The organism is Bacillus safensis (genome assembly GCF_039619585.1).
In the GTDB taxonomy this organism is placed as follows: domain Bacteria; phylum Bacillota; class Bacilli; order Bacillales; family Bacillaceae; genus Bacillus; species Bacillus safensis.
On sequence record NZ_CP154909.1, the window covers coordinates 966,527 to 986,554 of the forward strand.

A 20,028-nucleotide genomic window follows, 5' to 3' on the forward strand; every position below is an offset into this window, starting at 1 on the left:
CCAATAATATGGCTCATCATTTATTGCAAGAGTCATGACTTTATATTTTTCGTTATTATAACAAATTTATTTCCCTATAGAAAAGCCTTTTTACTCATTTTCTTGCTGGAACTTTTTCATAAAGTCCGCAAGCTTTTGGCAGTCTTCTATTGAGACCGCATTGTAAATAGATGCTCTGCATCCGCCGACAGAACGGTGGCCGGCAAGTCCAACCATTTGCTCTTGCTTTGCTTTTTCCACAAAGGAAGAAGTAAGTGCATCATCACGAAGAGTAAAGGTGACGTTCATATGAGAACGGCTGTCAGCACGCGCATGTCCTTGATAAAAACCGCCGCTTTGATCAATGGTATCATAGAGAATGCCTGCTTTTTGTTCATTGCGTTTTTCCGCTGCTTCTACACCGCCAGCATGTTTGACATGCTCAAGGACAAGTGACAGCATATAAATCGCAAAAGTCGGTGGTGTATGATAAAGAGAATTGGCTTTTGCGTGTGTTGAATATTTTAATATTTTTGGCGTGCTGCTTTTCTCTTTCTCTAATAAACGTTTGCGCGCAATCACAATCGTGATACCTGAAGGCCCTAGGTTTTTTTGTGCCCCGGCATAGATGAGATCAAATGAAGAAACGTCTATTTTTTTGCTGAGAATATCACTGGACATATCCGCAATGAGCGGGAGTGACGTGTTCGGGAACGTTTTCCACTGAGTGCCGAAGATTGTATTGTTCGATGTGATATGTAAGTAAGCGCCATCTGTTAAACCGGATGCATCTACTTCTGGAATATACGAGTAGTTGTCATCTTCACTTGAAGCAAGCACAGATGTCTGACCAAACCCTTTTGCTTCTGACAATGCTTTTTCTGACCAAGCGCCTGTTTGAATGAAATGAGCTGTTTCGCCTTCATGTAAGAAGTTCATAGGAATCATCGCAAATTGAAGACTAGCTCCGCCTTGTAAAAAGAGGACTTCATAATCTTCTGGAATGTCCATCAGTTCCACTAAAAGCGCTTTTGCTTTATTGTGGACTGCTTCATATTCACCGCTGCGATGAGAAAGCTCCATCACAGACATCCCAGTTTGTTTAAAATCAACAAGTTCTTCCTGTGCTTTTTGAAGCACTTCTAGCGGCAATGCCGCCGGACCAGCATTAAAATTCGTCGTTCGCTTCATCACAATCTCTCCCTATTTCTCGCGTTAATGGATCAAAAGATAAAACCATCCTATCACAAATTTGAAGCATTTGGACAAAAAAATTGAATCGTTCAAAATATCTTACTATTAAAAGGCGGAAGCGATGAAAAGGGGTGAAAATAAGAAAAACCTCATCTGTTAAGATGAGGTAAGCCGCGTGTGGATGGCAGAAGAAATGTCTTTTAAATCCTCTGACGTGTATTGATCTTGATGTGATTTCCATACGGCACCAAAGCCATCACCTTTTCCGTAGCGCGGAATGATGTGCATATGGTAATGGAATACCGATTGTCCGGCTTTTTCACCGTTGTTGTTCAGGAGGTTTAACCCGATTGGTTCAAATTCCTGTTTGATCGCCCTTGCAATTTTCGGAATCGCTTGGAAGTAGTGGTTAGACACTTCTGGTGTCATCTCATAGATGTTTTCTTTATGTATTTTCGGGATTACAAGGGTATGTCCTTTTGTTACTTGGCTGATATCAAGAAAAGCCAATACATGCTCGTCTTCATATACTTTTGCACATGGAATGTCTCCATCAATGATCTTGCAAAAAATGCAGTCGCTCACGCCATGTCACTCCTCATTATTTTTCCTTTATCGTATCACAAAAAGAAGCAAAAAAGAAAACAGGACAAGCGAACTCCTTTGGTCGCTCATCCTGCTCCTGCAGAAGAAATGCTGATGCTTTCATTCGAATGCCTTTTGAATTCTTTATTTACTGAAATAAAGAATTCATATGCCTGCTATTTCTGCCGTAAACACCTCATTTGACGTTTTGGTTTGTCGTATACATATTGTATAGGACACAAAAATCAAGAATCAGTGAAGCAAAACAGAAGCTAAGGTTTTTAGATGAAAAACCAACTTGTCATGCGGTTCTTTGCCTTTAACAAACACCTCATTTACTTATTGGTCATCAAGTTCATTTCTTCTACATACATTATGATGACCAAAGCGCCTATTTTTTATTCATGACTCATCTATAGGTAAACATTTCAAATTATCATTCGTTTTTGTTACTATAAAGGAAAAAAGAAAGAAAGGAACGAATTCATGTCCCTTCTCACTGTAAAAGATGTAACGGGTGGATATACGAAGAATCCCGTTCTAAAAAATATTTCATTTGAATTAGAAAGAAATCAAATCGTCGGTCTCATTGGCTTAAACGGGGCGGGGAAAAGTACAACCATCCGCCATATTATCGGGCTCATGAAACCGCATAAAGGTGTCATTGAATTGAATGGACGAACTCTTCAAGACGACCAAGAGGCGTATCGTTCACAATTTACGTTTATTCCTGAAACACCTGTTTTATATGAAGAATTAACGTTAAAAGAGCATTTAGAGCTGACAGCGATGGCGTACGGTCTATCAAAGGAACAATTAGAAGAACGCCTGCCATCATTGCTGAAAGAATTTCGAATGGAGAAACGGCTGAAATGGTTCCCTGCTCATTTTTCAAAAGGAATGAAGCAGAAGGTCATGATTATGTGTGCATTCCTTGTGGAACCAGAGCTGTATATCATCGATGAACCGTTTTTAGGGCTTGATCCTCTTGCAATCAATGCACTGCTTGAACGGATGAATGCTGCGAAGAAAAGCGGCGCTAGTGTCCTGATGTCAACGCATATTTTAGCGACAGCTGAGCGCTATTGTGATTCCTTTATTATTTTGCACGAAGGGGAAATCAGAGCGAAAGGAACGCTGGCAGAGCTGAGAGAACAGTTCAATATGAGAGATGCGACACTCGATGATCTTTATTTGGAATTAACAAAGGAAGAAAGCTATGAGTAAAACAACACAAACCATTTGGAAATCAAGACTAGAGGAACACGTACAAGAAACAAGAAAATACTTAAAATACATGTTCAACGATCATCTTGTCATTGTGCTCATTTTTTTCCTTGCAGGCGGAGCAAGCTGGTACAGCAGCTGGCTTAAACATATTCCGGCTCACTTCCCATCCTACTGGGTGATGGCAGTTGTTTTCTCATTGGTACTCACAAGCTCATATGTACGTACGTTGATTAAAGAAGCCGATCTCGTGTTTTTGCTTCCTTTGGAAGGGAAGATGGAGCCTTACCTAAAACAAGCGTTTAATTTTAGCTTCATTTCTCAGCTGTTTCCTCTCATTGCTGTATCCATTGTCGCACTTCCTCTTTATTCGGCGGTGTCTTCAGGAGGCATCACGGGGTATGTGCTGATACTGGCGCAAATGATCTTAATAAAGGGCCTGAATACAGCCATTCAATGGAGAATCACATATTTTCAAGGAAAACACGTGAGATGGCTCGATGCAGCCCTTCGTTTTCTATTAAATATGATGCTGATCTACACCGTCTTACAGGCAGCCTATGTGATTGCAATCGTTTTTTATCTTATCTACGGTGTCTATCTCGTCTACTTAACAAATGCAGTGAAAAAACAGCCCTTTCAATGGGAAATGCATATTTCTGATGAATTAAAACGGAAGCAGCGCTTTTATCGTTTAGCAAACTTATTTACAGATGTGCCTCACTTAAAGAAACAGGTGAAAAGAAGAGCATACATGGATTGGCTTATGAAGTTTGTTCCTTACGATCAGCGTAAAACTTTTTCTTATATGTATGTGAGGGCGTTTGTACGCTCAAATGACTATTTTGGTCTCGTTTTAAGATTAACGGCCGTGTTTGTCCTGATTATTTTGTATACAGGTGCAGCAGGCTGGGTGGGTGCGTTACTTGTCTTGTTCACAGTATTTATCACAGGTGTACAGCTTGTGCCGTTAACGAAGCACTTTGCTCATCTTTCATTACAGGCACTTTATCCAGTTTCTCAAAAAGAAAAGGATCGAAGCTTTTTTGTTCTCGTCCGTAATGTGCTGATCATCCAATCAATCTTGCTGAGCTGTGCGGTACTTCCAGCGGGAGGCTGGCAGGGAAGCGGACTTGCCTTTCTTATTTCTTTAGCATTTGTGCTTGTCCTCTTTAAGCCTTACGTACAAAGCAGGTTAAAAAAGATGAGATAAGTGGAGATTACAGCGAGCGTATGATGACATCAAGGAGGGAACCGGATGAATGCAGCTGAACGAGAGTTGTATGAAGAAGCCATTCTTTTTCAAACACGTTTTTTAAGAAAACCTTCAAAGATCGAACGGTTTTCAAAAGGAGTTCAGCAGCATGTGAACCGCCGAATTCCTGCAAGGTTTCATCAAGTCATCACAAGTGCAGTCAAAACAATGGTTGAATCCACCGTATCAGGATCACACTTTACTTCATTTTCAGTGATTGATGAACAATTATCTATTGTAGAACGAAATGAACTGGCAAAGGATAAAGTGAAGTATTACCAAAAGGCGGCAGCTATCGAAGGGGTTGGAACAGGTGCAGGCGGTTTATTCCTCGGAATGGCAGACTTTCCGCTGCTGTTAAGCATAAAAATGAAATGTCTTTATGAGCTGGCGTGTATTTATGGCTTTGATTTATCTCAAAAGGAGGAAAGACTCTTTTTGCTCTGTATATTTCAGCTCGCCTTTTCCAGCAGTGCCCATCGTCAAAAAATGATGAAGATCATAGATGATTGGGAAACGAGCCGCGAGGAAATGGATTGGTACAGCTTTCAGCAAGAGTATCGAGATTACATTGATCTTGTAAAGCTGTTTCAATTAATGCCGGTCGTCGGAGCCGCTGTTGGCGGGGTGGCGAATCATCAGCTGACAGGACAGCTCGGAGAGGTCGCACGCCATGTGTTTCACTTGCGAATATTGAAAGAAATGAAATAGAAAAGCCGCTGATGACAGCGGCTTTTTTTATTCATTGTAGGAAAGAACAGTGTTCGCGAGTACCTTTGCTGCGATAGGCATTGCTTTTTCGTTGATATCAAACTTTGGATGATGATGTGGATACACGTCCTGGCTGTTTTCGGGCATGGCGCCTGTGTAGAAGAAGGTACCAGGGACATGCTGAAGGTAGTAAGCAAAGTCTTCTCCGCCCATTTGGGTTTCCGCTTCTTTTACTTCTGTGACACCTTCTGTCTGGTTTGCGATGCCAGCAATATATTCAGTCGGCTTTGGATGGTTTTTGACAGCAGGGTATCCTCTGACGTACTCATATGTGTAGGCAGCATCATGCATCTGGCATACCCCTTTTACCACCTGTTCAATTTCTCGTTCGATAATATGCCGTGCACTTTCTTCAAAGGATCGTGCAGTACCAGTTAAAACAGCTGAATCTGCAATAACGTTAAAGGCATTCTCTGCTACAAAACCTCCAACAGAAACAACAGCAGAATCAATCGGATTGACTTTACGTGCAACGACTTGCTGCAGGTTTGCGACGATTTGTGAACCGATGAGTACGGCATCTTTTGTTAAATGAGGCTGAGCGCCGTGTCCGCCTTTCCCTTGGACTTGAATGGAGAAACGATCGGCCGCTGCCATAAAGTTCCCGCTTTTATAAAGAATCGTGCCACAAGGCTCTGAAGACCAAAGGTGCGTACCGAATATCACATCGACACCGTCTAAACAGCCGTTTTCAATCATTGGTTTTGCACCGCCGGGAGCATATTCCTCCGCATGCTGATGAATGAGGACGATCTTTCCTTTTAATTGATCACGATGCGTATGCAAGACTTTTGCTAATACAAGAAGTGTCGCAGTATGCCCATCGTGACCGCACGCATGCATCACACCAGGCTTTGTTGATTTGTAAGGTACATCTTTTTCATCGTGGATGGGAAGTGCATCAAAATCAGCTCTGAGGGCAATGGTTGGTCCCGGAGAAGCTCCTTCAATAAAAGCGAGTACGCCATGACCGCCCACCTTGGTGCGCGTAGGTATTTGTAATGTATCATAGTAGCTGGCGATGAAAGCGGCTGTTTCTTCTTCCTGAAAAGAAAGTTCAGGATTCATATGGAGATGGCGTCTAATTTCAACCATTTCCTCATAATGTTCATCAAGACGTTCATTGATGCTTTTTTGTAAAGTGGATATTGTCATTGAATCGAAAACCTCCTTCATGCTCTTTTACTGATTGTATGGTAATTGTTAGAATCTTTCAACAGAAGAGGATTTCGTGGTCAGTATCAAAAGGTCATTTTACATAAAAGTCGAAGTTGATATGAAGCAGGGAAAGGGAGGAGTAGCGTTGGGAAGCTGTCCAAATTGTTCAAAAACATTTTCTTTCGTCGAAAAATTTCATTTATCACATACGAAAATGATGATGTGTCCAAGCTGCCGGCATCAAATTAAAGAAACATTTCTCTCAAAAATGAGTTTTTTCATGATCTGCTTGATTCCACTATTGGTGCTGCTGATTCAATTGAAAGGTGCTTCACCTATGTTGAAGTGGCCGGTCTTATTAGGTTGGATATTGCTGAATTTCTATGTGCTTCAGCCGATCATTCATCGGTACGAGCTGAAATCAAGCTCATAAAATGAAGAGCCCATCGACTGGGCTTTTTTTGATGAAAAAAAGAAGTGCTGAGAGCAGCACTTCCTTAATTGTCTGTGACGGCATGGTAGGATGTGAGGTAAGCTGGACGAGAGAAAATGGAGCCTGTATCCTCGTGTGGCTGAAAGAATGCTTCTGATTCTTGAAAGTCTTGAAATAAGTCCTCTGATTCCCAAAGTGTCAAAATCAAATAAACTTCTTCATCTTTTTGCGGTCTTAAAACGCGAATAGCCTGGAAGCCGCGCTGATGTTCTGAGATGTTCGTCTTTTTCTGAAAGGTGGATTCAAACAGTGCTCTGCTTTCAAGCTTAACAGGGATATGATTCAAGGTGACGAAACCAGATTGGACAAGCTCGCCTTTCGCATAAATCACATCATAGGCATGAGGGGCTTTAAATACAGTCTCACCCTCCGTTTCATGAAAAAGAGCTGCTTGTTCTTTCCCGACCATATAAAGCAGATTTTCCAGATGGTGTTTCTTTGCGATTTTATGCAAAAAATCTGCTGTTCCATATGTAATATAGAAATTCATCTAAACCGCCTCCTGCTTGATAGTATAACAAAAGAATGATATATAATTCTTTGGCAGTCAATCCATAAAACATATTATGAAGCAATACATCCCATACTATCCGTATAAAGGAATGAGGTGACCTAATTTGAAGAAAAAGAAGATAATCATTCCATTAGTCATTGCAGGAAGTACCATCGTACTCTCATTTATTGGCTATCTGACGATTTTATTTTTAGGACATTATGTCATAGATGAAAAGAAGCTTGTTTTTCACGCTTCCTCCAAAATCATTGATCAGAATGGAAAAGAACTCACAAGCATGTATTCAGAAAATCGGGATCCTGTGTCATTAAAAGAGGTGCCTGAAAAAGTAGCAAAAGCTTTTGTGGCTGTTGAGGACAAGCGTTTTTATGAGCATCACGGCATTGATGCACAGTCTATTTCAAGGGCGGTTTATCGAGATATATTAGCAGGAGGGAAGGTAGAGGGCGGCAGTACAATCACCCAGCAGCTCGCAAAAAATATTTTTCTCACAAATGACAAAACCTTTCTTCGAAAAACAAAAGAAGTCATTATTGCCATTAACTTAGAAAGAGATTATTCAAAGGATAAGCTGCTTGAGATGTATTTGAATCAGCTATACTTTGGCCATGGTGTTTATGGTATTCAGGCAGCAGCCAATTATTACTTTAGTAAGGATGTCAAAGATTTAACGGTCAGCGAAGGTGCTTCACTTGCTGCGATGCCAAAGGCACCATCTTCTTACTCGCCTGTTTTACACCCTGATAAAAATAAACAAAGGCGGGACACCATCCTGAATTTAATGAATGAACAAGGATATTTGTCTTCAACAGAAACAGTAGAAGCAAAAGGGAGAACACTAGGCATTCATTTGAAAAAGAAATCAGAAACGCCTTGGGTGGACAGCTATGTTGATCTCATCATTAAAGAAGCAGAGTCAGAGTATGCCATTTCACATGAACAATTGCTTCAAGGCGGCTATACCATTACAGTTCCGATTGATATGAATCTGCAAAAAACCGCATATGATGCGATGAAGAACAACCGTTATTTCCCGGGAAAAAGCGGTTCTCCGGAAGGCAGCGCCGTATTCATTGATAACGAGTCTGGTGGAGTGAAAGCAGCCATCGGTGGACGAGAATATCAGGCGAGAGGCTACAACAGGGTGACAGCTGTTAGGCAGCCTGGATCTGTTTTTAAGCCGATCGCGGTCTACGGTCCGGCAATGCAGGAGAAAAAATTCAGACCTTATTCATTGCTTGAAGACAAAGAAAAAAGCTATGACGGCTATTCACCAAAGAATTACGATGGGCAGTATGAAGGAAGGGTCACAATGGTGGATGCCCTCATGAAAAGTAAAAATACCGCTGCTGTGTGGACGTTAAGCCAGCTGGGCATTGACACGTCGAAATCATATCTTGAGAAAATGGGGATAGATATCTCGGATAAAGGACTAGCCATGGCGCTTGGCGGTTTAGAAAAAGGAGTTTCTCCATTACAGATCGCTGGAGCCTTCCATACATTTGCAAATGAAGGCGTATATAAAAAGCCTTTCTTCATTCAGAAAATCACCAATGATGAAGGAGAAACTGTAGAAAAGAATCGTGGTAAGCAAGAACGAGTGTTTAGCGTGCAGAATGCTTGGAATATGACAAGAATGCTTCAGCAAGTCGTCAAAGGCGGGACAGCCCAGAGCGGTTCATACGCTGGAGATTTAGCAGGTAAGACAGGTACGACCACATATTCAGGTGTGAAAGGTGCAACAAAGGATGCTTGGTTTGCCGGCTATACGCCTAGTACAACGGGTGCGATTTGGATGGGGTATGACAAAACCGATAACAGTCACTATTTAACCGGCGGCAGTCAATTCCCGGTGCAGCTGTTTAAAGATATTTTAACAGCAGCTCAAATCACCAATGAAACGTTTGAAAAACCAGAGGGGATAAAAGAGCTCGAGTCGCCTATCCATTTAGAGGGACTATCAGGATTTGAAGCCCGCTATGCGTTTAAAATCAAAGGATTGTTTACATTAGAGCTGTCTTGGAACAATCAAGAGGATAAACGCGTTGAATACCGCATTTATGAAAAGAGAAATGGAAGCGAGACGCTGATCGACACAGTGACAGGCGTGGGCAGCTATACAATGCCGTATGCCAATGTATTTTCAAATGCAGAGTATAAGGTTGTTCCATATAATACTCAAACGCAAGAAGAAGGCGAAGGCAGTCCATATGTCAAGCCAGAGGCTTTTGGACGTTAATATTCGGCGATTTTTTGAACATTGAGCCGCTTTAGTATACCGTGCCTTGAAAAAACGGTATAGTAAAAGCAGGTTTGAGCCTTGTACAAAAAGAGAGTATAAGGCGAAAGGTGGAATGAAAGGTAATGGGAAAAACGAAGGTTTTTAATGACACGTTCTTAAAGGCGTGTAAAGGGGAAAAAACAGACCATGTACCAGTTTGGTATATGAGACAGGCAGGACGCTCACAGCCTGAATATCGTGCCCTTAAAGAAAAATACGGGCTATTTGAAATTACGCATCAGCCAGAGCTATGTGCTTATGTAACGAGACTTCCTGTAGAACAATATGGTGTAGATGCCGCTATTTTATATAAAGATATTATGACCCCGCTTCCGGCTATTGGAGTGGACGTAGAAATTAAAAATGGAATTGGACCTGTGATTGATGCACCGATTCGATCTAAAGCAGATATCGAACGTCTTGGGGAACTTCATCCTGAAGAAGACCTGCCATATGTGCTTGATACCATTCAGCTTTTAACGAAGGAGCAGCTGAATGTTCCGCTTATCGGTTTTGCTGGCGCACCATTTACGATGGCAAGCTATATGATTGAAGGCGGCCCATCTAAAAATTATCATAAAACAAAGGCACTGATGTACAGTGATCCTGAGGCGTGGATGCTGCTCATGAACAAGTTAGCTGATATGACGATTACGTACATACGCGCGCAGGTAAAAGCCGGGGTCAGTGCATTTCAAATTTTCGACTCATGGGTTGGTGCTTTAAATGCAGCAGATTACCGGACATTCATTAAGCCTGTCATGCAGCGAATTTTCACAGAGCTGAAGTCTGAAAACGTCCCAATGATCATGTATGGAGTTGGTGCAAGCCATTTAGCGAAAGACTGGCATGACCTGCCGCTTGATGTGGTTGGACTGGATTGGCGTATGAGTGTAGACGAAGCAAGAAAAGAAGGGCTCACAAAAACGTTACAGGGGAACCTTGATCCAACCATTTTACTTGCTCCTTGGGAAGTCATTGAAGAGAGAGCAAAAGATATTTTAGATCAAGGAATGAAATCAGATCACTTTATCTTTAACTTAGGTCATGGGGTATTTCCAGATGTTTCACCAGATACGTTAAAGAAGCTGACAGATTTTATTCACGATTATTCAGCGAAACATAAAAAATCATCCATCTAAACTATTTCAAATGATCTGAAGGAGTGTTGGTTGTGGAGAAAAAGAAAATGGGACTTCTTGTCATGGCATATGGCACCCCATATAAAGAAGAAGATATTGAGCGTTATTATACACATATCCGCAGAGGCAGAAAGCCGGAGCCAGAGATGCTGCAAGATTTGAAGGATCGCTACAAGGCAATCGGCGGTATTTCTCCTTTATCAAAAATTACCGAACAGCAGGCAAATGGTTTGTGTGATCATTTGAACGACATCCAAGACGACATTGAATTTCATGTCTACATTGGCTTAAAGCATATTGAGCCGTTCATTGAGGATGCAGTTGCAGAGATGCACAAGGACGGCATCACAGAAGCAGTGAGTATTGTTCTTGCGCCGCATTTTTCAACCTTTAGCGTGAAATCGTATAACAAGCGTGCACAAGATGAGGCAGACAAGCTTGGCAATCTGAAGATTACGTCTGTGGAAAGCTGGTACGATGAGCCGAAGTTTGTGGACTATTGGGTGAAACAAGTGAAGGATACGTATGCATCGATGAGTGAAGAGGAAAGAGAATCAGCCGTACTCATTGTGTCTGCACACAGCCTTCCTGAAAAGATTATTGCAGCAGGAGATCCATATCCTGATCAGCTCGCACAATCTGCCAAAATGATTGCAGAAGGTGCAGGAATTGAACATTATGAAATTGGCTGGCAAAGTGAAGGCAACACGCCTGATCCATGGCTTGGACCAGACGTTCAAGACTTAACACGTGACCTATTCGAACAAAAAGGCTATAAAACGTTCGTATATGTGCCTGTTGGATTTGTCGCTGACCATCTTGAAGTGTTATACGACAACGATTATGAATGTAAAGTCGTGACAGATGAAATCGGTGCAGCCTACTATCGTCCAGAAATGCCAAATGCGAAACCAGCATTTATTGATGCTCTCGCAACTGTCGTATTAAAGAAGCTTGACGAAAGCAAGTAATTATATAAAAGAAGGCGATCCTATGCATGACAATCAAAAACACCTTGTCATCATTGGCGGTGGCATCACTGGTTTAGCCGCCGCCTTCTATTTGGAAAAGGAAGTCGAAGAAAAAGGTCTTCCCATTCAAATATCTCTTATTGAAGCGAGCCCTAGGCTAGGTGGAAAAATACAAACATTATATAAAGACGGCTACATCATTGAACGTGGACCTGATTCATTTTTAGAAAGAAAGGTCAGTGGACCGCAGCTGGCGAAGGATGTGGGTCTCGCAGATCAGCTCGTCAATAATGAAACAGGGCAGGCATATGTACTAGTCAATGAAACCCTTCACCCGATGCCAAAAGGCGCTGTCATGGGTATTCCAACTCAAATCAGCCCATTCATCACAACCGGTCTTTTTTCAGTTGCAGGAAAAGCGAGAGCCGCAATGGATTTCGTCTTGCCAAAAAGCAAGCAAACAGAAGATCAGTCGCTCGGTGAATTTTTTAGAAGACGTGTCGGTGATGAAGTAGTTGAGAATTTAATCGAACCTCTTCTATCAGGCATTTATGCAGGTGACATTGACCGTCTCAGCTTAATGTCTACCTTCCCGCAGTTTTATCAAACAGAACAAAAGCATCGCAGTTTGATTCTTGGGATGAAAAAATCACAGCAGCATGCGAAAGCGCAGCAAGTGACAGCGAAAAGACAAGGGCAGTTCCAAACGATCAATCAAGGACTGCAAGCGCTTGTTGAAGCAGTAGAAAGCAAGCTCAAGCTGACAACGATTTATAAAGGGACAAAAGTGCAGCAGATTGAAAAAACAGATGGGGGCTACGGTGTGCAGTTAGACAGCGGTCAAACGCTTTTTGCTGATTCAGCCATTGTGACAACTCCGCATCAATCGATCTATTCCATGTTTCCAAAAGAAGCAGGGCTTGAGTACTTGCATGATATGACATCAACTTCTGTTGCAACGGTGGCACTCGGTTTTAAAGAAGAGGATGTTCATAATGAATATGACGGTACTGGTTTTGTCATCTCAAGAAACAGTGATTTCTCTATTACAGCCTGTACGTGGACGAACAAAAAATGGCCGCATACAGCTCCTAAAGGAAAAACGCTATTGCGTGCCTATGTAGGGAAAGCTGGCGACGAATCAATTGTCGAGCAGTCAGACCATCAAATCGTCAGCATCGTGCTGGAGGATTTGAAAAAAATCATGGATATTAAAGCAGATCCAGAACTGACGACAGTGACTCGCTGGAAGACGAGCATGCCGCAATATCACGTCGGTCATCAAAAAGCTATTTCGAACATGCGAGAAACGTTTAAGCAATCATATCCTGGTGTTTATATCACAGGTGCTGCTTTTGAAGGTGTCGGAATCCCTGATTGTATTGATCAAGGAAAAGCTGCTATTTCAGAAGCTTTATCTTACCTATTTTCATAAAAAAACAACTCCCTTTTCTGTCATGGAAAGGGAGTTTTTCATGTTCGAATCAATCAAAAAGAGTTGGGAATCATAAATGTGAACAAAATTGTTGCATCCGGGGAAAAGGGTGTGGTATATTACTTTCTGTACTTAATGACCAAAACGTTCAAATAGTCATTTTGGGAGTGAGATCATGAGTGTTGATAGGAGACAAATGATTTTAGACGGGGCTACGAAGGCATTTACTCAATTCGGGTATAAAGCCACCACAATGGACCTTGTGGCGAAGCTTGCCAACGTCGGAAAAGGAACCATTTATACCTTTTTCAAAAACAAAGAAGAGCTGTTCGATGAAATTTTCACATCCCTTTTAATGGAGATGAGGAAAATTGCGGATGAAGCAATGGATGAGGAAAAAAGTTTCTCTGAAAACCTTCACTTAGCACTCTTTGCAATATTGGAATTTCGAAAAAACCACCAGCTCACAATCAAAATCTTTCAGGAAAGTGCGGAGCTTGGCACGTCAGCGGTCAAGGAAATGATTGAGAAGATGGAGCAAATGATCATTCGCTATATCAAAACGAAAGTAAAAGAAGCGATTGATAAAGGCGACATTAAGCCATGTGATCCTGAATTGACTGCATTTGTGATGGTGAAACTATATATTGCACTTATTTTTGATTGGGAAAAGCGATACGAGCCTTTAACAAAAGAAGAGGTGGCCGAGTCGCTGGAACTTTATGTACTCAAAGGACTTTTAGCAGCACCATAATTTTTTTTAAGTTCAAATGACCAAATTCTAAATTTAGTCATTCATCTATGGGAGGAAAACAGCAATGAATTTAATTCGGAATCAATGGAAAGACATTGTGACGAGCAAAAAACTACTGATCCCGATTTTAGCTGTCTTATTTATTCCGCTGATTTACAGCGGTGTATTTTTAAAAGCGTACTGGGATCCATATGGTACAGTCGATCAGTTGCCTGTAGCGGTTGTCAACTTGGATGAAGGCAGTCATTATGACGGGAAGACACTGCATGTCGGCGATGATTTAGTGAAGGAATTAAAGAAAAACGATAATTTCAAATGGAACTTTGTCGATAGTGAAGAAAAGGCAGTGAAGGGATTAAATAATGAGGATTATTATCTCGTCGTGGAAATACCAAAGGATTTCTCGAAAAATGCAAGTACAGTCCTTGATAAGCATCCAAAAAAATCGAATCTGAAATATTATACGAATCCAGGCGCCAACTATGCGGCGTCACAAATTGCGAATAATGCCATTATCAAATTAAAAGATTCGGTTTCAAAGGAAGTCACAAAAAATTATGCAGAGGTCATTTTTGATAACTTCAAAACGATTGCAAAAGGCTTAGATCAAGCAAGCGATGGTGCGAAGAAAATTGATGACGGAACAAAAAATGCAAAAGATGGCAGTAACAAGTTAAAGGACAATTTAGCAAAATTGGCTGAAGGAACGTTAACCTATAGCGAAGGTGTTCATCAATTTGCTGGTAAAATGGGTGAACTGAACACAGGGATACAATCTCTTGACAGCGGACTTGGCCAGCTCTTAACAGGCTATCAAACCATCGATCAGAAATTTGGAGAGCTTGGTACAGGAATTGATACATTGACTGAAGGGTTAAACACAAGCCGTGAAGGTCATCAGCAGCTCGCTTCTAAAATGCCGCAATTCACAGCGGGTATTGAGCAGCTAAACAACAAAGCACAATCTTTTTCAGAAAAAATTGAAGCAGTAGAAAAAGTCTTGTCGTCACCAGAATTAGCGAATCTTGAAAAGATGGCGCCTAAACTCGATCAGGTGAAAAAAGACGCAAAAACGTTTAGTACAAAACTTGCTTCATTAAAAGAAGCGCTATCGAATCGAGATGCTAAAGTAAAAAGCATCATCCAAAACAGCTCAATGACAGATGAAGAGAAAAAGGCGGCAATGGATCAGCTTGACAGTCTGCCTAAAATCGAACTGCCAGATCTGTCTGGACTTGAACAAAGCTTAGCGGCCTTGCAGGAACTGCCTGATGCAAGTGAGGTTCAATCTGCGGTTGCTTCTGCAAAAGCTCAGCTGCAGCAAGTCAAACAGCTGCCAAAGAAAACGGAACAGCTGTACACATCTACAGTCGCGATACAAAGTGCGATTGATCAAATGACATCTGGAACGAATAAATTGTATCAAGGTGCACTTAAGCTCCAAACAGGTCAAGGCCAATTACAAGATGGTCTGCAAACAGCAAATGGAAAGCTGGATACAGCGAAAAGCGGTGCAGATAAGCTTGCGAATGGTTCAAGCCAGCTGAGTGCAGCGTTAAATAAGCTGGAAAGTGGTTCAACGAATATCCAAAGCAACACATCTAAGCTTGCTGAAGGCTCAAAATCACTCGATAAAGGATTGGGAGATTTAAAGAGCGGTACAGGTAAGCTGTCCGATAAATTAAAAAGTGCCGCTGATGAAACAGGAGAAATTGATGCGGGTCAAGACAATTACAATATGATTGCGAGTCCCGTGAAAACAGAAAATGATACAGCGAAAAAGATCGATAATTATGGTACAGGGCTCACACCTTATATTTTATCGATGGGACTCTTTGTAGGGGCTCTCATGCTCACCGTTGTATTCCCAATGAAAGACCCTGCTGGACGCCCTAGAAACGCGTTTGAATGGTTTTTCAGCAAATATAGCGTACTCCTCTTTGTCGGTATCCTGCAAGCAGTCATTGCAAGCTCCATGCTCATCTTTGGGCTTGGTCTTGAGGTGGAAAGCCTCTGGCGCTTCTATCTCTTTGCGATTATCGTCAGTCTGACATTCTTAGCGATCATTCAGCTGCTGGCGACAACTATGGGGAACCCAGGACGCTTCATTGCCGTTATTATCTTGGTTCTTCAGCTCGCAGCAAGTGCTGGTACATTCCCGCTTGAACTTGTGCCGAAATTCTTCCAAGTCATTCATAGTCTGCTTCCAATGACGTATACAATCAACGGATTTAGAACGATCATTGCAAGCGGTGATGACAGCTATTTATGGCACCAAGCAGCGATCCTTGGAACAGTTGCGATCATCATGATGGCGGCAACAACAGCATACTTTGCTTGGAACGTAAGAAAAATGAAACAGGACGAAGCTTAATTCATGAATCCTTTCTCTTTATAGAGGAAGGATTTTTCATTTGAAATTAGACATCTCGAACCTGAAGCGATATATTTTAAGAAGAGATGCTGAAAAAGGCATACATGGAAGGAATTGCTTTCAGACAAAGGAGGAAATGCCGAATGACAACTGAAGTAAACGAAACCGTTCAGCTGATTCAAAAGCTCGTATCAATCCCAAGTCCATCAGGAAATACGGAAAAAGTGATCGGCTTTGTTGAACGTTTTTTACAAGATTTGAATATTGAGACAAAACGAAATCGAAAAGGCGGATTAATTGCCACAATCAAAGGAACAGATGACAAGGAACACCGCATGCTGACAGCGCATGTCGATACGCTCGGTGCGATGGTTAAGGAAATTAAATCAAATGGACGGCTTCGTCTTGCACTTATTGGAGGCTTTCAATATAACTCAATTGAAGGCGAATATTGTGAAATTGAAACAGCATCAGGCCATACATACACAGGGACCATTCTTATGCATCAAACATCCGTTCATGTTTATGCGGATGCTGGAAAAGCGAAACGAAACCAAGAAAATATGGAGATTCGTCTCGATGAAAAGGTGAAAAATGCAGACGATGTCAAAGCACTTGGCATTCAAGTAGGGGACTTTATTTCATTTGATCCGAGAGTGGAAGTGACGTCTTCAGGGTTTATTAAATCAAGACATCTTGATGATAAGGCAAGTGTTGCGCTGCTTTTGCGGCTCATCCACCGGATTCAAAAGGAAAACATCACATTGCCGCATACGACGCATTTTTTAATTTCCAATAATGAAGAGATTGGCTACGGCGGCAACTCGAATATTCCAGAAGAAACAGTGGAATATCTCGCTGTAGATATGGGTGCGATCGGTGACGGTCAATCGACAGATGAATACAGTGTATCGATTTGTGTAAAGGATTCGAGCGGCCCTTATCACTATGGATTTCGCAAGCATTTAGCTGCATTAGCAGAAGAGAACAACATTGATTACCGCCTTGATATCTACCCTTATTATGGCTCTGATGCATCAGCAGCCATTAGAGCAGGGCATGATATCATTCATGGACTGATTGGTCCTGGTATAGATTCCTCGCATGCTTTTGAAAGAACACATGAAGATTCACTTGTCCATACAGCGGATCTCCTTTACTACTATGTTCAATCACCATTAATCACAGCATAAAAAAAGAACCCCTGATAGATGGGGTTCTTTTTGGTTAGCTTGAAAGCTGTGTTGGCTCAGGTGCCTCTTGTCCAGTCATCACACGATGTCCTTTTTCAGGGTCATACTGCCCTTCCCATTTAGACATGACAACAGCTGCAAGTGCATTTCCTGTTAAGTTGACAACAGTCCGTGCCATATCCATGATACGGTCCACACCTGCAATAAATGCAAGACCTTCAGCAGGTACACCGATCGTTCCTAATGTCGCGAGTAATACAACAAATGAAGTACCAGGAACGGCAGCCATTCCTTTAGATGTTACCATCAGCACAAGAACTAGTGTAAGCTGCTGGACGATCGTGAGGTCAATGCCATATACCTGTGCAAGGAAAAGCGCAGCAATGGCTTGATACAAGACGGAGCCGTCCAGATTAAACGTATAACCGATTGGGATAACGAACGAAACAATTCCTTTTGGACATCCGATGCGCTCCATTTTATCCATGACTCTTGGTAAAACTGTTTCAGAGCTGGATGTACTAAAGGCAAGAAGCATTTCGTCTTTCATGTAAGCAAGAAATCTGAAAATATTGACGCCAATCATCTTTCCGATAATTCCGAATACAACGATAAGGAAGAGAGCGAGCGCAAAATAAACAAGACCTACAAGCTTACCTAATGAAATGAGAGATTCAAGACCAAATTTTGATACGGTCACACCAATGAGTGCAAATACACCAAATGGTGCAGCTTTCATCACAACATTGACGACATGGAACATGGCATGTGATACACCCTCGAAGAAGGCGAGCACTGGTTTACCGCGTTCGCCAATTGCTGAAACGCCAAGTGCAAATAGCACAGTGAAGAAAATAATCGCAAGCAAATCACCTTCCGCCAATGATTGGAAGAAGTTCGTTGGAACGATATGAAGGAACGTATCAGCAACTGATTTGCTGCTTTGCTCTTTTTCCGTTTCAACATACTGGCTAATATCTTGCTTTTCCGTATTTCCAAAGTCAACGCCTGCACCAGGCTGTACAAAGTTTGCAAGCACAAGACCAAGGACAATCGCAAATGTTGTGATAATTTCAAAATAAAGAATGGTTCTAAAACCTAGTTTCCCTACTTTTTTACCATCACCCGCACCTGCAACACCTAAAATTAAGCTGGATACGACAATTGGTATGACAATCATCTTTATGAGCCTTAAGAAGAAGTCTCCAATTGGTTTTAAGTATGTCTCGACACCTGGGTTACCGAAAAAGATTGCCCCAACAACAACACCGAGAATAAGACCGATTAGGATTTGAGTAGCCAATCCAAATTTTAATTTTTTCATAGATTTCCTCCCTAACATATTCATTAAAGGAATATTCCCACCATATTAAGTTTTAATATATGAATTAAAGTATAACTAAATTTAAAGAGGTTCGTCCACGATTAAATTATATTAAGAAAATACAAAATTATTAGAAAAAATAGACATTTAGAACCCCCTCCATTGTTTCGAGTCAATAAAAAGTGCCTTCAGAACTAAAAGTCATCATATGAAAATACTAAAAAACCCTTTTGTGACGAGGGTTTTACCTTTTTACCTATTTTTCAGAAAAAATAAAAAGCACCTTTGACTCCAACTGATGACGGAGGAAAAAAGTGCTTTTTTATTCAATTTATTCCCTTATTTAAGATAACTTACTTGTGAGCATTCCTCACATTCATTACCGTAACACTCGTGCTGTTCCATTAAATCATTTCCACATTTTGTGCATTTCTTTGAGGGCAAATTTCTAAAAAACTCTGTGATTTTTCCTAGCATTTGTCATCCTCCAATACGATTTGTTGCTATTATTGTATTATAACAGATTAATAATTGTCAATCTGTTTTGTAACAATAGGCAGGAAGAATGCTTTTTCCTTGAAAAATGGGTATATTGTAAGAAGGGGATTTTTAGAAAAGGAGGGAAAAATGACGTTGAACTTAACCGTGATTGGATGCTATGGAGGGTTTCCGGCAGCTGGTGAAGCGACATCAGGCTACCTTTTTGAATCAAATGGCTTTCGTCTTCTTGTAGACTGCGGAAGCGGTGTTCTTTCAAAGCTGCAGCAATACATTGATATAGAAGAACTAGATGCTGTTCTCCTTTCTCATTATCACCACGATCATATTGCTGATATCGGACCACTCCAATATGCAAAGCTAGTGGGATATCATTTAGGAAAAAGCAGCGGCCCGCTTCCGATCTATGGACATACTGGTGATCAAGAAGCATTTGGGCGGCTTTCTGATGATGTACATACAAAGGCAAAGCCTTACCAGCCAGAAGAAAGGATTGAACTCGGACCCTTTCAAATTGATTTTTTGAAAACGGTTCATCCGGCAGAATGCTATGCGATGAGAATTCAGGCAGAAGATGCTGTGGTCGTGTATACTGCAGACTCAAGCTATCAGGAGGCATTTATTCCATTTAGCAAGGGGGCAGATCTGCTCATTGCCGAAAGCAATTTTTACGTTGGACAAGATGGATCAGGTGCCGGACATATGAACAGTACGGAAGTAGGGAAAATTGCAAAGGAAGCAAATGTTGGGGAACTTATCATCACCCATCTGCCCCATTTTGGACGTCATAAAGACCTAGTCAATGAAGCACAGGCGTTATATACTGGCAGTATACAGCTTGCCCATTCAGGGCTTAGATGGAACAAGGAAGGAAGATAGA

General features: G+C 41.5%; 18 protein-coding genes. 12 read left to right on the forward strand and 6 right to left on the reverse strand.

The features are described from left to right. Nucleotides 1-90: 90 nt before the first annotated feature. Both serC and AAYR28_RS04885 read right to left on the reverse strand, forming a co-directional pair. On the reverse strand, nucleotides 91-1,170 hold the full coding sequence (gene serC / locus AAYR28_RS04880; protein WP_034282206.1) for a 3-phosphoserine/phosphohydroxythreonine transaminase: 1,080 nt from the start codon (nucleotides 1,168-1,170) through the stop codon (nucleotides 91-93). Nucleotides 1,171-1,329: 159 nt separating this feature from the next. After that, nucleotides 1,330-1,758, reverse strand: coding sequence for an HIT family protein (locus AAYR28_RS04885; RefSeq protein WP_024425457.1), 429 nt, complete (start codon nucleotides 1,756-1,758; stop codon nucleotides 1,330-1,332). A gap of 486 nt (nucleotides 1,759-2,244) precedes the next feature. On the opposite strand from AAYR28_RS04885, the gene AAYR28_RS04890 reads away from it, so the two are divergent. Genes AAYR28_RS04890 through AAYR28_RS04900 form a run of 3 tightly spaced genes read left to right on the forward strand, consistent with a single transcriptional unit; the run spans nucleotide 2,245 to nucleotide 4,951 of the window. Further along, nucleotides 2,245-2,985 (forward strand): ABC transporter ATP-binding protein, encoded by a 741-nt coding sequence (locus tag AAYR28_RS04890; protein WP_217008512.1) that lies wholly within the window; start codon nucleotides 2,245-2,247, stop codon nucleotides 2,983-2,985. Next, complete coding sequence (locus AAYR28_RS04895) at nucleotides 2,978-4,198, forward strand: ABC transporter permease (protein WP_144496550.1); 1,221 nt, start codon at nucleotides 2,978-2,980, stop codon at nucleotides 4,196-4,198. Before AAYR28_RS04890 ends, AAYR28_RS04895 begins: the two co-directional genes overlap by 8 nt. A 45-nt stretch (nucleotides 4,199-4,243) precedes the next feature. After that, nucleotides 4,244-4,951 (forward strand): EcsC family protein, encoded by a 708-nt coding sequence (locus AAYR28_RS04900; protein WP_046310440.1) that lies wholly within the window; start codon nucleotides 4,244-4,246, stop codon nucleotides 4,949-4,951. A 27-nt stretch (nucleotides 4,952-4,978) separates the two neighbouring features. On the opposite strand, the gene AAYR28_RS04905 is transcribed toward AAYR28_RS04900, so the two are convergent. Then, complete coding sequence (locus AAYR28_RS04905; RefSeq protein ID WP_340899061.1) at nucleotides 4,979-6,166, reverse strand: M20 family metallopeptidase; 1,188 nt, start codon at nucleotides 6,164-6,166, stop codon at nucleotides 4,979-4,981. Nucleotides 6,167-6,449: 283 nt separating this feature from the next. On the opposite strand from AAYR28_RS04905, the gene AAYR28_RS04910 reads away from it, so the two are divergent. Continuing rightward, entirely contained in the window at nucleotides 6,450-6,602 is a 153-nt protein-coding gene (locus AAYR28_RS04910) for a hypothetical protein (protein ID WP_224426392.1), read from the forward strand. A gap of 64 nt (nucleotides 6,603-6,666) precedes the next feature. Here AAYR28_RS04910 and AAYR28_RS04915 read toward each other — a convergent pair whose 3' ends face one another. Beyond that, nucleotides 6,667-7,152, reverse strand: a complete 486-nt coding sequence (locus AAYR28_RS04915) for an antibiotic biosynthesis monooxygenase family protein (RefSeq protein WP_024425462.1) — start codon at nucleotides 7,150-7,152, stop codon at nucleotides 6,667-6,669. A gap of 127 nt (nucleotides 7,153-7,279) precedes the next feature. On the opposite strand from AAYR28_RS04915, the gene AAYR28_RS04920 reads away from it, so the two are divergent. The 7 genes from AAYR28_RS04920 to AAYR28_RS04950 all read left to right on the forward strand — a co-directional run bounded on the left by AAYR28_RS04920 (nucleotide 7,280) and on the right by AAYR28_RS04950 (nucleotide 17,326). Then, a complete protein-coding gene (locus tag AAYR28_RS04920) occupies nucleotides 7,280-9,415 on the forward strand; it encodes a PBP1A family penicillin-binding protein (protein WP_345808942.1) in 2,136 nt (711 codons plus the stop codon). 125 nt (nucleotides 9,416-9,540) lie between these two features. After that, complete coding sequence (gene hemE / locus AAYR28_RS04925) at nucleotides 9,541-10,599, forward strand: uroporphyrinogen decarboxylase (RefSeq protein WP_024425464.1); 1,059 nt, start codon at nucleotides 9,541-9,543, stop codon at nucleotides 10,597-10,599. 32 nt (nucleotides 10,600-10,631) lie between these two features. Beyond that, nucleotides 10,632-11,570 (forward strand): ferrochelatase, encoded by a 939-nt coding sequence (gene hemH, locus AAYR28_RS04930; RefSeq protein WP_024426557.1) that lies wholly within the window; start codon nucleotides 10,632-10,634, stop codon nucleotides 11,568-11,570. A 22-nt stretch (nucleotides 11,571-11,592) separates the two neighbouring features. Beyond that, nucleotides 11,593-13,005: a protoporphyrinogen oxidase gene (gene hemY, locus AAYR28_RS04935; RefSeq protein WP_041117028.1), complete on the forward strand. Its 1,413-nt coding sequence runs from the start codon at nucleotides 11,593-11,595 to the stop codon at nucleotides 13,003-13,005. Nucleotides 13,006-13,180: 175 nt separating this feature from the next. After that, nucleotides 13,181-13,759 (forward strand): TetR/AcrR family transcriptional regulator, encoded by a 579-nt coding sequence (locus AAYR28_RS04940; RefSeq protein WP_041117030.1) that lies wholly within the window; start codon nucleotides 13,181-13,183, stop codon nucleotides 13,757-13,759. Between the two features lie 64 nt (nucleotides 13,760-13,823). Continuing rightward, nucleotides 13,824-16,133 (forward strand): YhgE/Pip domain-containing protein, encoded by a 2,310-nt coding sequence (locus tag AAYR28_RS04945; protein WP_065214193.1) that lies wholly within the window; start codon nucleotides 13,824-13,826, stop codon nucleotides 16,131-16,133. 143 nt (nucleotides 16,134-16,276) lie between these two features. Then, a complete protein-coding gene (locus AAYR28_RS04950) occupies nucleotides 16,277-17,326 on the forward strand; it encodes a M42 family metallopeptidase (RefSeq protein ID WP_034282191.1) in 1,050 nt (349 codons plus the stop codon). Nucleotides 17,327-17,360: 34 nt separating this feature from the next. Here the strand turns inward: AAYR28_RS04950 and AAYR28_RS04955 are convergent, their stop codons facing one another. Then, nucleotides 17,361-18,650: a cation:dicarboxylate symporter family transporter gene (locus tag AAYR28_RS04955; RefSeq protein ID WP_034282190.1), complete on the reverse strand. Its 1,290-nt coding sequence runs from the start codon at nucleotides 18,648-18,650 to the stop codon at nucleotides 17,361-17,363. A gap of 339 nt (nucleotides 18,651-18,989) precedes the next feature. Further along, entirely contained in the window at nucleotides 18,990-19,127 is a 138-nt protein-coding gene (yhfH, locus tag AAYR28_RS04960) for a protein YhfH (protein ID WP_008359029.1), read from the reverse strand. Between the two features lie 156 nt (nucleotides 19,128-19,283). Here yhfH and AAYR28_RS04965 point away from each other — a divergent pair, with 156 nt between their 5' ends. Further along, nucleotides 19,284-20,027 (forward strand): MBL fold metallo-hydrolase, encoded by a 744-nt coding sequence (locus AAYR28_RS04965; RefSeq protein ID WP_034282324.1) that lies wholly within the window; start codon nucleotides 19,284-19,286, stop codon nucleotides 20,025-20,027. Nucleotide 20,028: the final 1 nt, after the last annotated feature.

Coding starts and splice junctions, on each gene's coding strand:
- AAYR28_RS04900 (WP_046310440.1), top strand. CDS start 4,244: ATGAATGCAGCTGAACGAGAGTTGTATGAAGAAGCCATTCTTTTTCAA.
- hemE (WP_024425464.1), top strand. CDS start 9,541: ATGGGAAAAACGAAGGTTTTTAATGACACGTTCTTAAAGGCGTGTAAA.
- AAYR28_RS04895 (WP_144496550.1), top strand. CDS start 2,978: ATGAGTAAAACAACACAAACCATTTGGAAATCAAGACTAGAGGAACAC.
- AAYR28_RS04955 (WP_034282190.1), bottom strand. CDS start 18,650: ATGAAAAAATTAAAATTTGGATTGGCTACTCAAATCCTAATCGGTCTT.
- AAYR28_RS04905 (WP_340899061.1), bottom strand. CDS start 6,166: ATGACAATATCCACTTTACAAAAAAGCATCAATGAACGTCTTGATGAA.
- AAYR28_RS04940 (WP_041117030.1), top strand. CDS start 13,181: ATGAGTGTTGATAGGAGACAAATGATTTTAGACGGGGCTACGAAGGCA.
- AAYR28_RS04890 (WP_217008512.1), top strand. CDS start 2,245: ATGTCCCTTCTCACTGTAAAAGATGTAACGGGTGGATATACGAAGAAT.
- hemY (WP_041117028.1), top strand. CDS start 11,593: ATGCATGACAATCAAAAACACCTTGTCATCATTGGCGGTGGCATCACT.
- serC (WP_034282206.1), bottom strand. CDS start 1,170: ATGAAGCGAACGACGAATTTTAATGCTGGTCCGGCGGCATTGCCGCTA.
- AAYR28_RS04945 (WP_065214193.1), top strand. CDS start 13,824: ATGAATTTAATTCGGAATCAATGGAAAGACATTGTGACGAGCAAAAAA.
- AAYR28_RS04915 (WP_024425462.1), bottom strand. CDS start 7,152: ATGAATTTCTATATTACATATGGAACAGCAGATTTTTTGCATAAAATC.
- yhfH (WP_008359029.1), bottom strand. CDS start 19,127: ATGCTAGGAAAAATCACAGAGTTTTTTAGAAATTTGCCCTCAAAGAAA.
- AAYR28_RS04910 (WP_224426392.1), top strand. CDS start 6,450: ATGATCTGCTTGATTCCACTATTGGTGCTGCTGATTCAATTGAAAGGT.
- AAYR28_RS04950 (WP_034282191.1), top strand. CDS start 16,277: ATGACAACTGAAGTAAACGAAACCGTTCAGCTGATTCAAAAGCTCGTA.